9 protein-coding genes and 1 pseudogene are annotated in these 12,661 nt (G+C 67.5%); 2 read left to right on the top strand and 8 right to left on the bottom strand.

All coding sequences use genetic code 11. The features are described 5' to 3' along the window. Positions 1-898: PE family protein (locus tag AC5Y2S_RS28525; protein ID WP_499959952.1), on the bottom strand; the 898-nt coding region annotated here is incomplete at its 3' end. A 622-nt stretch (positions 899-1,520) separates the two neighbouring features. Here AC5Y2S_RS28525 and AC5Y2S_RS28530 point away from each other — a divergent pair. Both AC5Y2S_RS28530 and AC5Y2S_RS28535 read left to right on the top strand, forming a co-directional pair. Continuing rightward, entirely contained in the window at positions 1,521-1,922 is a 402-nt protein-coding gene (locus AC5Y2S_RS28530) for a hypothetical protein (RefSeq protein ID WP_499960021.1), read from the top strand. Between the two features lie 152 nt (positions 1,923-2,074). Further along, entirely contained in the window at positions 2,075-2,308 is a 234-nt protein-coding gene (locus AC5Y2S_RS28535; protein WP_499960022.1) for a hypothetical protein, read from the top strand. A gap of 44 nt (positions 2,309-2,352) precedes the next feature. On the opposite strand, the pseudogene AC5Y2S_RS28540 reads toward AC5Y2S_RS28535, so the two are convergent. The 7 genes and pseudogenes from AC5Y2S_RS28540 to pheS all read right to left on the bottom strand — a co-directional run. Further along, positions 2,353-2,406 (bottom strand): annotated as a pseudogene (locus AC5Y2S_RS28540) (hypothetical protein); the annotation flags it as partial. Positions 2,407-2,527: 121 nt separating this feature from the next. Next, on the bottom strand, positions 2,528-3,559 hold the full coding sequence (locus tag AC5Y2S_RS28545; RefSeq protein ID WP_499959954.1) for a PE family protein: 1,032 nt from the start codon (positions 3,557-3,559) through the stop codon (positions 2,528-2,530). Positions 3,560-3,835: 276 nt separating this feature from the next. Further along, on the bottom strand, positions 3,836-5,371 hold the full coding sequence (locus AC5Y2S_RS28550) for a PE family protein (protein ID WP_499959956.1): 1,536 nt from the start codon (positions 5,369-5,371) through the stop codon (positions 3,836-3,838). 309 nt (positions 5,372-5,680) lie between these two features. Continuing rightward, complete coding sequence (locus AC5Y2S_RS28555; protein ID WP_499959958.1) at positions 5,681-7,198, bottom strand: PE family protein; 1,518 nt, start codon at positions 7,196-7,198, stop codon at positions 5,681-5,683. Between the two features lie 295 nt (positions 7,199-7,493). Further along, positions 7,494-8,885 carry a PE family protein gene (locus tag AC5Y2S_RS28560; RefSeq protein ID WP_499959960.1) on the bottom strand — a complete coding sequence of 464 codons (1,392 nt, stop codon included), beginning with the start codon at positions 8,883-8,885 and terminating at the stop codon, positions 7,494-7,496. 136 nt (positions 8,886-9,021) lie between these two features. After that, entirely contained in the window at positions 9,022-11,508 is a 2,487-nt protein-coding gene (gene pheT, locus AC5Y2S_RS28565; protein ID WP_499959961.1) for a phenylalanine--tRNA ligase subunit beta, read from the bottom strand. Continuing rightward, a complete protein-coding gene (gene pheS / locus AC5Y2S_RS28570) occupies positions 11,508-12,551 on the bottom strand; it encodes a phenylalanine--tRNA ligase subunit alpha (protein ID WP_499959962.1) in 1,044 nt (347 codons plus the stop codon). The genes pheT and pheS overlap by 1 nt, the downstream gene beginning before the upstream one ends. Between the last annotated feature and the right edge of the window lie 110 nt (positions 12,552-12,661).

Genomic DNA, 12,661 nt, shown 5'->3' on the forward strand with positions numbered 1-12,661 from the left:
TCAGGTTGGCGCCCAACCCATTCAACGCCGCCGACAGCTCCACACCCAACGCACCCAGGTTCGGAATCGTCAGCGCCGGCAGACCCGGCAACGACGCCAGGAAGTTCGCCGCCAACGTCTCACCCGTCTGCAGCGCCGCGTTGAAGCCGGCCCCAAGGTTGCCGGCCAAGTTACCCAAACCGCTCAGCCCCGCCTGGAGATTGGCCGCCAACCCACTCAGGCTGCCGCTCAGGCTCGCCGACAGGGCCGCGCTCAGGTCAAGACCGAAGTTGGCGTTAAGCAGCGCCTGGAGGGCAGCGTTGGCCTGAGCGACCAGCTGGGCACCCGTGGCCGACATTGCTGCGCCGGCATTTTCTAGGGCGAGCCCGGCCTGGACGATGGCGTTGCCTGTCTGGACCAGCCCATTGCCGAGGCCCGACAGGACAAATCCGCCGGTCTGGAAAGCGATTCCGCTGAGGCCGGCGCCGAAGAGCGTTTCCACCGAGCCGGCAAGCCCGGCCCCCAGGCTGCTGCTCAAGCCGCCGCCCAGGGAGCCGCTGAGCGCGGCACCGAACCCGGAAATCGCGCCGCCGATTTCGGCCGCCAGGTCTCCCCCGCCCGAGAGCATCGCGGCGCTGTTGGCAACCTCGGTCGCCGCGTAGGCCGTGGCGCCGCCGCTCAATGTGTTGACGAAGGCGTTGTGGAAGGCGGCCGCTTCAGCGCTGATCGCTTGGTACTCCTGGCCGAAGCTGCCGAAGAGCGCTGCGATCGCGGTCGATACCTCGTCGCCCGCCGCGGGCGCCAGCGTTGTGGTGGGGGCGATTATCGCCTGAGTGACCTCGTCCAGTGCCGAGCGAATGGCAGCAAGGTCTTGGGCTGCCACCTCGACGAGGTCGGGAACTGCGACGACGAAAGACATGTTCATCTCCCCACGCGAATGAACGACATATACGCTTATGAGCCCGAATGATCGAGGCAAGTTGAGCGTAATTGCGTGCCGCATAGGCACATTCGAAAATGAAAGTTTTCAGGAGGGCTGGGCGCCTCTACTTAAGATTCCCGCAGGCCAAAGGTCTTCAGCGAGTACACAGGAGTGACTTAGCTCACCAGGGGCACAACGACGCGATACTTCAGGTACAAAGTGGTTGCTATTGAACATGATTCAGTTCCCGGCCGCCTCGTCGTCGTAGGTTCCGCTGCGGACAGACACATTTGGCATGTGCGCAATAGCGTATTTCCACCGATGCGCGTTTTAAACATCCGGCCAGAGGAAATTATCCAGCGACGAAATTGGTATGACTGTACCGGAAATTTGGAAATGACAAGGCGTTTCCACGGACCGCCATGGCGACAACCCGGGCCGGTGTTTAGAAGGTCAGAAGAGGGGTATCGAATCAACGGCGGGGGTGATGCGGGCGCGCGCCGATCGCATAGGCGAGCTGTTGGGGCCGCGCAGTTCACCAGGAACGGCAGCGGGCCGCTGAAGGGCGTCCCTCCGACACCCACGTTGATGACGAGCGGTAAGTACTCCATCCAGGGGAATGTTCTCGACCACACTGACATTCACCAAACTCCCTAGGCTCACGCCGCGGGCGCGGGCAGGACAAGTTGAGCGCGTAGGGGTAAGTCGCCTGGCCGTTGAGGAAGCCGTTGGCGATGACAGCTGGAGCATCGATGAAGCGAAGGCCGCTGTGCTGGAACCGGGCGCCTGCACTGTGTTGAGGATCGGCCCCATCAAGCTCGCGCTCGCCACCATCGGTAAGCCCACCATGTTGTCCAGCGTCAAGGTGGTGAGCAAGAGCGACAGGTCCCACACCCGGGTCATGCTCGTATTGGTCAGCGTTGCAAGCAGATTGGATGCATTGCGCGCGATATCGCCGGGTATGACCGAGATCGGCTGCAGGTCCCCGGTTTGCAGCGCCGTCGCAATGATCTGTCCGTAGCCGATCTGGTTGGCGGCAAATTGGCGCGGGAACGGGAAGGGGCCGCCAACCCACCGGCCCCGAGGCGTTGCAGGTTGTTCCCCGTGTTGTAGAGGAGCGCGTCGTATGGCCCGGCGATGCCCGTGAAGGCGGGGCCCGCGCCGGCTTGCACATTGACTAAGCCCGGCAGCAGCGAGTTGCCGACACCCGTCAAGGAATTCTCGAGTCCCGCCAAGGAGCCCCCGGGGCCGGCCCCGCCGAGCGGCGAGCCGCCGGACGTGCCGCCGCCGAGGATCCCACCGAGCAGGCCGGCGGCACTTACAGCCGAAGCGGCGGCCACCCCGCCGGGCGCGTCGACGGCAGTCACCCGCGGCGAGCTCGGTGTCGGCACCTCGGCGCTGGCATAGGCGCCCGCGCCGGGCTTGATCAAGTTGACGAACTCGCCATGAAACGCTTGGGCTTTCGTGCTGAGCCACTGAAATTCCTGCCCGAATTTGGCGAACATCGCCGCTATCGCGGCGGATACCTCGTCGGCGGCCGAGTTGAATAGGTGGTCGTCTGCCCAGCTGGAGACGACCGGCAGCTACGCCAGCCTCAGCCCCGACACCCCCTCAAGCCGGGCCCAATTAGCCGCCGAATGCTGACGCAAGCAGTTGGGGCGTGTATTCCAGCAACGCCGGAAAGATTCCCCCGACGGGCGGGCCGGTGATCGTGACCGGATTCCCGAACAGCGACGCCGTCGTCACGAAGGGTTGCGCGGGAACGAGAAGCCCGGAAAAGGGAATGTTCGCCGTCAGGCCCGGTACCGGCAGGGGCACGGATAACGTCTGCTGGCCGTTGAGGAAGGCGTTCGCGATGTTGGCGGGGGCGTCGACAAACGCGGTGAACGCCGCCACGGGGTCGCCCGTCCCCACAGCCTCGAGAAACGCTGCGCCACTTAATGATGCGGCGAGGCCCGCATTGACCGGTGCGCCCAGAGCATCGAAGGCCAGGAGCTCGGGCAGCCCGACGCCGACGGCAAACGACGGCGGGTTGACCGACGTTACGGACAACGTGGCCGGGACGGCCAGATCCTCGAATAGGTTGACGGAGCCCACGGCGAACTTTCCACCCATGGACAGGATCGGCAGCGGGTTACCGGTCTGTAGCGCGGCCACCACAAGTTGCGGGTTGGTATACGTGGTGAACGCCTGGAGCGTGGCGGGTGCCGTGACGCCGGCCCACGCATTGCTCATGGATTTCAGGTTGCCGACGGTGTTGGTTACCAGACCTTCGTAGGGTCCGGCGATTCCGGCGGTGCTGGTCGTCGCGGCGGCGGCTCCCCCGAGCAACCCCTGCATCGGAGCGTTCAGCGCGCTCGCCAGGGCCTGCTCCGCGTTGGCCGCCTCGGCGCTGAGGTAGGCACCCGCGCCGGCGTTCATCAGATTGACGAATTGCGCATGAAACGCTTGCGCTTGCGCGTTGATGGCTTGGTACTCCTGGCCGAAGTTGCCGAACAGCGCCGCGACCGCGGCCGACACCTCGTCCCCGGCCGCCGCCATCACCCCGGTCGTCGGTGCGGCGGCAGCCGCGCTCGCTTCGCTCAGCACCGCGCGAATGCCCGCGAGGTTTTGGGCCGCCGCCTGCACCATTTCCGGCGCCAGGAAGAGAAACGACACCGCCCATCTCCCATCGACTAAACGCGGTGGTCACCGGTGGTGGCCATGGTGAATATGAGGCTAATGGGACAGGTGTGTAATTGGGGGAAATTGTGTATTTCGTGACAAGAGTGTAGTTGTGGGGCGATCTCTAATGCGCCCGCGATTCGCATTGATCGAGACCTCGGGACACGGCGCCCCTCGACGCCGCGTCCCCGACGACTACCCGGTCGGAGTTCTTGCCGGCGCGAATTGGTGTGGCGAATTGGAGGTGTGGGCGGGCTGGCCCGGGACTGACTAGGTCGGCGGCGTGATCGCCGCCGCGAGCTCAGACCCGAAGCTCAGCAAGCCCGGGATGAGGCCACCGATTTGCGTGCCCGGGAGTGGCCCCCCGCCCCCGCCAAGAACAAGCGGGCTGAGCGGAGTGAGAAGTCCACCCAGGGGAACCTCGGCCACCGAGTTGAGGGTCAACAGCGGCTGGCCGGCCACCGTCACGGTCACCGGCAGCGTCGGCAGGCTGATGAACGTTTGGCCATTGAGGAAGCCGTTCGCGATGGCGGCTGGAGCATCGATGAGCGCCGCCGCGGCCCCCAACGGATCCCCGGTCTGCACCGCGGTGACAAACGCGAGCGCGCTGGAATTCAGTGCGCTCAGTCCGTTGGCCGGCGCACCGATCGCGTCCAACAGGAACTGCAGAGGCAGGCCGAAGGTGATGCCGAGGTTCCCGGGATTAAAGGTCGCCCCGAAGTTGGTGAGCGTTTCGACCACGTTGGTGAAGTTCTGCGCCATCTGCGCGGGGATGGAGCCCGCCGGCAACAGGTTGGTGAAATTCTGCGCCATCTGTCCCGGGATCGCAAGGATCGGCGCCAGGTCTCCGAGTGGGCCGAGCGGCGTGATGGGCAGCGGAGTCGCCGTGGGCGACCCCAGTTGGCTGATGTCAAAGCTGAGCGGCGCGAAACCGGGCAGGACGACATTTTCCAGGCCCTGCCCGATGGCGTTCACCGCGCCCTGGACGTCGCCCGCCGCGAGGGCCTGACCGGCCGCCTGGAAGCTGGCGGGCAATCCGCTCAACCCCGTGACGAGGTCGTTGCCGGCATTCTGCAGGCTCGTGACGACGGTCTGGGCGTAACCGATCTGGTTACTGACGAACTGCTGCAGCAACGCCCCCGGGTTGAGCGTCGAAAGGCCTTGCAGCCCAGCCTGAATGGTCGCGGGCAAGCTGGCGAGCTCGGCAGGCAGGTTCTGGGCGCCGGTCGCGATCGAAGAAGCGATCGTCTGCGCATAACCGATCTGGTTGTTGGCTAGTTGGTGCAGGAACGGGAACGGGTTGGCGGTGAAAGTGCCCCCGATGGCCTGCACGTTGGTGACGGTGTTCGAGACCAGCGCCTGATACGGCGCGGCCACGGCGGCGCCGAACGAGTTCAGGCCGGTGATCGCCGCGGACGCGCCGCCCGTCGGGAGCGAACCCAGCACGATGGGCGAGCTGGCGATCGCATTCGACATCGCTTGCGCGCCGGACTGAATCTCGCCACCGAGGACGGCCTGCGCGGCGTTGGCGGCCTCCGCGCTCGCATAGGCGCCCGCCCCCGCATTCATCAAGGAGACGAACTGCTGATGAAACGCCTGCGCCTGCGCGGTGACAGCCTGGAACTCCTGGCCGAAGTTGCCGAACAGCGACGCAATCGCGATCGACACCTCGTCCTGGGCCGCCGTCGCCAGCCCGGTCGTGGGACCGGCTGCGGACGCTGTGGCCTCCGCCAGCGACGACCGGATACCCGCCAGGTCCTGGGCCGCACTCTCGACCAGGTCCGGCGTTGCGATCACAAACGACATCTGAGTCTCTCCTTGGCTCATCAAGCAGTGACCGGTGGTCACTCGTTATCCAGCAAGAAACCAACGGGGACCCCGTGCACACGCGTGCGTCGAGGCCCCCCGGCTCTTTCGCTACCGGTTACCGACCGGGAACTTACCCAGCGGTAACCAAGACAGTCACGAGCCTAATAAGCCGCCTGGCCCAAAGAAAATGACAATTTGCGTTTTCACAGCCGTTCTTCAGCGGAAGGAACCCGCCGCCAAACGCACAGCTAGGGAGGACGCCGGCCTGCGCCGACGCCCTCCCCTCACGCACTGAGTAGCGGCCGACTACGTAGCGGCGATGTCCGCCGCCAACTGAGCAGGGAAGCTAAGCAGCCCGGAAATCAGCCCACCGATCGGGGTTCCACCCGTGAGTTGGAGCTGCAACTGGAATCCATCCAGATCAACGAAGACCTCGGGGGTAGTGAGCGGAGCGAGAACCCCGCCGAGGGTCAAGTAGGTCGTTGACGGCAGAGAAAGGCCGAGCAGCGAGACGGTCGCCGGGGGCAACGTCACGACGGTCGTCCCGTTCAGGAAGGCGTCGGCGACGACGGCTGGGGCATCCAGGAAGGTGGCGGCAAACGTCGACGCGTTACCCGCCTGCGCCGCGCTGACCAGCGCGGCGCCGGTCGAGTTGAGCGCGCTGAGCGCATTCGCCGGCCCGCCGATCCCGTCCAAGATCAGCTGCAGCGGGATCCCGAAACTCAGCTCGGCCGTATTCGAGATGGTCAGCGTCGTCCCCAGGTTGGTGAAGGCGCTGATCAGATTCGTCGCGTGCTGTGCGACCTGCGCCGGGATGGTGCCGGCCGGGAACAGGTTCGCGACGTTCTGCGCCATCTGTCCGGGGATGGCCACGATGGGCGCCAGATCCCCCAGCGGACCTATCGGCACGATATCGGTAACGAGCGTCGATCCGTCCGACGGCGCCTGTACGCCATTGAAGCCAGGGAGGAAGGCATTGATCAGCGTCCGGTTGATGGCGCCGTATGCGGCACCGTTGTCGCCCGCCAAGAGATCCTGGGCGGCCTCCAGGAAGCCTCCCGGCAGGGTCTGAACTCCGGTGACGAGGTCATGGGCGGCGTTTTGCAGCGCCGTGGCGGCCACCTGGGCGTCGGCGATCTGGCTGGTGATCAACTGCTGCAGCACGGCGCCCGGGTTGACGCCGGCCAGGCCCTGGATGCCGGCCTGAATGGTCGCCGGCAGACTGGCCAATTCGGCGGGCAGATTCTGGATGCCGGTCGCGATCGTCTGCCCGTAGAAGATCTGGTTGTTGACGAGCTGGTGCAGGAGCGGGAACGGGTTGGCGCTGAACGTGCCTCCAATGGCCTGCAGGTTGGTGGCGGTGTTCGAGACCAGCGCCTGGTAGGGCGCGGCCACCGTGGCGCCGAACGAGTTGATCCCGCTGAACAGCGCGGCCGCCCCGCCCGTCGGAAGCGACCCGAGCCCAATGGGCGAGCTGGCGATCGCGTTCGACATCGCTTGCGCGCCAGCCTGGATCTCGCCACCGAGCACCGCCTGCGCGGCGTTGGCGGCCTCCGCACTCGCGTAGGCGCCGGCGCCCGCGTTCAGCAAGGAGACGAACTGCTGATGAAACGCCTGCGCCTGCGCCGTGACTGCCTGGAACTGCTGGCCGAAGTTGCCGAACATCGATGCGATCGCGATCGATACCTCGTCGGACGCCGCTGTGGCGATCCCGGTCGTGGGGGCCGCCGCGGACGTCGCCGCCTCGGCCAGTGACGAGCGAATGCCCGCCAAATCCGTAGCCGCGCTCTCGACCAGGTCCGGCGTTGCGATCACAAACGACATATCCAACCTCTCCTCGGGCCACGATGACCGGTGGTCACCCACATGGACGCAGTCGAACAAGGCCCCGCGCACAGGCGTGCGCGAGGCCCCCCTCGACTCTTCTTGCGGCTGCTTACCGCGCGGTAATCTTACCGGTCGGTAACCAAGACAGACGTGAGTCTAATAAGGCAGCGCCCATTGTCAACACGGAAATGTCGGTTTTCAGAAAATTCCTTACGGTTGCGAACAGTTTCGGCCCCCGGGCGGCTAACGCCGCAGGTCAGAGGGCGCCCGGCCCCGCGAAATGCCGCAACGACTAGGCGATCGGCGGTGCGCCGATCGCCTGCGCGAGGGTCTCGGGCAGGAAGATCAGCAGGCCGGGCAGGATGCCGCCGAACGTCGTGCCGCTGAGCGTAAGCGACCCCGGCCCGAGCGCCGGGATGCTCAGCGACGCGAACTGCGGAGGAGTCAGCAGCCCGCCGACCGGGATGCCGGTGAACGTTTCGATACCGTCGGGGCCGCCGAGCAACGCCGGCAGCGATAGTGTCGCTTGGCCGTTGAGGAAGCCGTTGGCGATGACGGCGGGCGCGTCGATCAGTGCGGCAGCCGCCCCAAGCCCGTCCCCGGCTTGCAGGGCGCCGATGAACGCGCTCGCACTTGATCCGGCCGCTTGCACGGTGGTGATCGGCGGGCCCAGCGCGTCGAGCGCGAGCACCAGGGGCAACCCGATGTGCAGGTTGCCGGTGTTCAGATCCAACGTCTGGGACAGATCCGTCAGCGTCGCGAACACGTTGGTCGCGTGTTGGGCCACCGTTGCCGGAATCGACCCGGCCGGAAGGAGATTCGTAAAGTTCTGCGCCATCTGCGCGGGGATGCCGAGGATCGGTAACAGGTCGCCCAAGGCGCCGCCGGGCACAATATCGAGGAGCCCCGTGACGGGGTCCACGGTCACGTTGAGGTTGGTGAAGATCGGGGCCAAGAAGGCGCCGCCGACTTGCAACAGCCCGCCGGTCACGTCCCCGGACATAACGGTTTGCAGCCCGGTTTGCAGGTTCGCCGGGAAGGCGGTCAAACCGGCCAGGAAATCGTTGCCGGCGTTCTGCAGCGAGGTGGCGATCAGCTGCTCGTAGCCGATCTGTTGGTCGACGACCAGCTGTGCGATGGACACCGGGTTGAACGCCGAGGATCCCGAGATGCTCGCCGGCAGGTTGGCGAGCTCGGCGGGGAGGTTGGCCACCGCGTTCTGAAATCCCGTCGCGACGGCCTCACCGTACCCGAGTTGGTTGCTGAGCAACTGGTTGAGAAGCGGCGTGGGGTTCGCGCCGATGGCGCCGCCCAGGCTTTGCAGGTTGTTCACGGTATTGGAGACCAACGCCTGATATGGGGTGGCGACGGTGGCGCCGAAGTCCAGCAATACTTGCCCGACGTTGGACGCCTCGGCGCTCACGTAGGCGCCCGCGCCGGCGTCCATCAGCGAGACGAACTCCGAGTGAAATACCTGCGCTTGGGCGCTAATTGCCTGAAATTGCTGCCCGACGTCGCCGAACATCGCGGCGATCGCGACCGATACCTCATCCTCGGCGGCCGCCACGATCCCGGTCGTGGGACCCGTTGCGGTCGCGGCGGCTTCGGCCAGCGACGAACCAATACCCGCCAACTGCTGTGCGGCACCCTGGAGCAGCTCCGGCGCCACGCTCACAAACGACATCCCGATCTCCTCGACTGTTTGCCCGGTGGCCAGTTCTTACTTACAAGTAAGATCTTTTCGGCGGCGTCGCCGAAGACCATCGGTCAAATGGCGTAGAAATCCGCGCGAGGGGGTCGTAGATCGGCGGGCGCCGGTCTCAGGCGCGCAGTTCGGCGCCGACCACCTCGGCGGCGCGCCGCACGGCGGCGTCGCGGGCCGCGCTCGCGTCGTCCTCGGTCAGCGTGCGGTCGGGCGCCCGGAAGCGCAGGGCGAACGTCAGGGATTTGCGGTCCTCGCCGATTTGGGGGCCGGTGAACACGTCGAACAGCTGCAGATCTTCCAGCAGTTCCCCGGCTCCCTCGCGAACGGCGTCCGCCACGGCCTGGGCCGGCACGTCCGCGGCCACCACGAGGCTGAGGTCCTGGAACACGGCCGGAAACGGCGACACCCGCGGCGCCGGCAGCACGTCGACGATCGGGATCGCATCGAGGTTGAGCTCCATCGCGCAGGTGCCTTTGGGCAGCCCGGAGCGCTCGACAACCGCGGGATGCAGCTGCCCGGCATAACCGACGCACGTCTGGCCTATGAGCACCTCGGCGCACCGGCCCGGGTGCCAGGGCAGGTGCTGGGCCGCCCGCAGACGAACGTCAATCCCGCTGGCGCGTGCCACGATTCGCACCGCCTCGAACGCGTCGGCGGCTTCGACGCGGCGGCCGGAACCCCACGAGCCGCGCGGTTCGCGCAGGCCGGTCAGCACCGCGGCGACGTGCTGCGGCTGTCGCGGCAGGGACGCGTCCAGCATCGCGATCTCGGTGTCGGTGGGCCGGCGGTGGACCGGGATGAGCTCGACGGCGCGGGTCTCGTCGGTCGGCTGAACCACCTGCGCCAGGGCGAATAGCGCGGCGTCGACAAGGCCGCGGGATACGTTGCGCCCCAACGCTTCCAGCAGTGCCGGCAGCAGCGTGGTGGCCAGCGCGGGGCGGTCGGCCTCCAGCGGGTTGAGCACATGCGTCGCCGCGCGCCGCGGGTCGTCGGACGGCAGCCCCCAGAGGTCGAAGACACCGGGGGGCAGGAAGGGCGTCGGCAGGATCTCTACGTAGCCCGACTGGGCCAGCGACTTGCCGATCGCGCGGCGCCGCTTCTGCACCGCCGTGAGACCGCGGCCGGCGGGGGCCGCCGGCAGCACGGACGGGATCACCTCCAGCCCCTCCAGCCGCATGACCTCCTCGACGAGGTCGGCGGGCTGCAACAGATCGGGGCGCCAACTCGGCGGCGTGACGATCAGGATGTCGTCGTTTTCGGCTACCGCCGCGCCGATTTGGGTGAGCCGCCGGGCCGTCGTGCCCGGGCCATACGCCACGCCGGCGACGCGGTCCGGCAGGTCGACGCTGATCCGGATCGGGGGCTGCGACCAGTTTTCGCGCGGCGGATCGCCCCGCCAATCGGTCAGGGTCGGCGACACCGATCCCCCGGCGATCTCGGCGAGCAGGGCGGCACACCGGTCCAGCGCGGCCACCGAGATGGCCGGGTCGACGGAGCGCTCGTAGCGGCGGGCCGCCTCGCTGGGCAGGTGCAGCCGTCGCTGGGTGCGCGACACCCCGGCCGGGTCCCACACCGCCGCCTCCAGCAGCACATCGGTGGAGTCGTCGCGCACCTCGGTGGTGGCCGCACCCATGACGCCGCCGATCGCCGCGGTCGCCTTGCCATCGACGATGAGGACGTCGGCCGGATCGAGCCGGCGCTCGATGTCGTCCAGTGTGACAACGGTTTCGCCGGGCCGGGCGAATCGCACGGCGAGGCCCCCGGTGATGCGATTGCGGTCGTGCGCGTGCATGGGGTGGCCGAGCTCGAGCATCACGTAGTTGGTGACGTCGACCGCGGGGGAGGTCGCGCGGATCCCGGCCAGCAGCAGCCGGCGCTGCAGCCACCACGGCGACACGGCGGCGGGGTCGATCCCGGTGACCGGGCGCAGCGCGAAGCGGCGCACGCCCGTCTCGGCGTCCACCGTCAGCGGCCACGCCTCCCCCTCGACCGGCAGCGGCTTGATGTCGGCCGGGTCGACGAAGTTGAGGTCGTAGGCGCAGGCGATCTCGCGGGCCAGGCCCCGCACCGACATGCAGTAGCCGCGGTCCGGGGTGATCGCCAGGTGGAAGACGACGTCGTCGAGACCGAGCACGTCGGCACCCGAGGCTCCGGGTTCTGCGGTTTCGGGCGGCAGCACCAGGATCCCGGAATGGTCTGCGCCCAAACCGAGTTCGGCGGCGGAGCAGATCATGCCGTCGGAGCTGCGGCCGTAGGTCTTGCGGGCCGTGATGGCAAAGCCGCCAGGCAGCGTGGCGCCCGGCAACGCCACCACGACCAGGTCGCCGACCACGAAGTTGGTTGCCCCGCAGACGATCTCGCGCGGCTTCTCCTCGCCGACGTCCACCAGGCAGGCGCGGATGGGCTTCTTGAATTCGGTGAGCTCTTCGATGGAGGTGACGCGCCCGACCGTCAGGGGGCCGTCGACCGGGCCGAGGGTGACGACCTCTTCGACCTCGTGACCGATGCGCACCAGTGTCTGCTCGATGTCGCCGGGCGCCGCATCCCAGCCCGGGGCGCCGGCCGTGACGACCTCGCGCAGCCAGCTGTAGGGAATGCGCATCAGGCACCCACCCCGAACGGCAGCGAGAACCGGATGTCGCCCTCGACCATGTCGCGCATGTCCGGGATCCCGTTGCGGAATTGCAGCGTGCGTTCCAGGCCCATGCCGAACGCGAAGCCGGAGTAGATTTCGGGGTCAATTCCCGCGGCGCGCAACACGTTTGGATGCACCATCCCGCACCCACCCCATTCGACCCAGTCGGCGCCGCCCTTCTTGTCGGCGAACCACACGTCGACCTCGGCGGACGGTTCGGTGAACGGAAAGAAGTGGGGCCGGATCCGGGTGCGCGCGGTCGGCCCAAACTCGGCGCGCGCGAACGCGTCCAGCGTCCCGCGCAGGTGCGCCATCGACAGGCCGCGGTCGACGGCCAGGCCCTCGACCTGGTGGAAGACGGGCGTGTGGGTGGCGTCCAGTTCGTCGGTGCGGAACGTGCGGCCGATCGAGATGATGTAGACCGGCAGCTCGCGCTCCAGGAGCGTGCGGACCTGCACCGGGGAGGTGTGGGTGCGCAGCAGCTGACGGGAATCCTCGGGCGCGATGTAGAAGGTGTCCTGCTCGCTGCGGGCGGGGTGGTCGGCAGGGAAGTTCAGGGCATCGAAATTGAACTGCTCGGTTTCGACCTCGGGTCCCTCCGCCAGCTCCCATCCCATCGAGATGAAGGTATCGGCGATGTGCTCCGCCAGGATCGTGATCGGGTGCCGGGCGCCGGGCGGCTGTCGGGTCGACGGCAACGTGACGTCGATGCCCTCGGCGACCAGGACCGCGGCGTCGCGCTCGGCGCGCAGCGCCGCCAGCCGTTCGTCGTAGCTGCGCTGGGCCTCGCCGCGGGCGGTGTTGACGCGCTTGCCAGCGTCGGCGCGCTCGTCCTTAGCAACACCGCCCAGCGCCTGGCGCGCCAGAGCCAGCGGCGAGCGATCACCGAGGTACTCGGTCTTGACCCGCGCCAGCGCGTCCAGGTCGTCGGCGCCCTCGATGGCCCGGATGGCGGCCGAGACCGCCTCGGCCAACGCTTCCGGCGACAGGTCGACGGGTTGATCGCCCACGCGGCGGCACTCTCCTTGCTGACGTGGCTGTTGGACGCGCCGGGATGTGCCCAGCGCAAGTGCCGATCATAGGTGATTCGGCGCCCGGCGCTCGGCGCGTACCGTGGTGT

The sequence above is a fragment of the Mycobacterium sp. NGS69 genome, assembly GCF_059812165.1.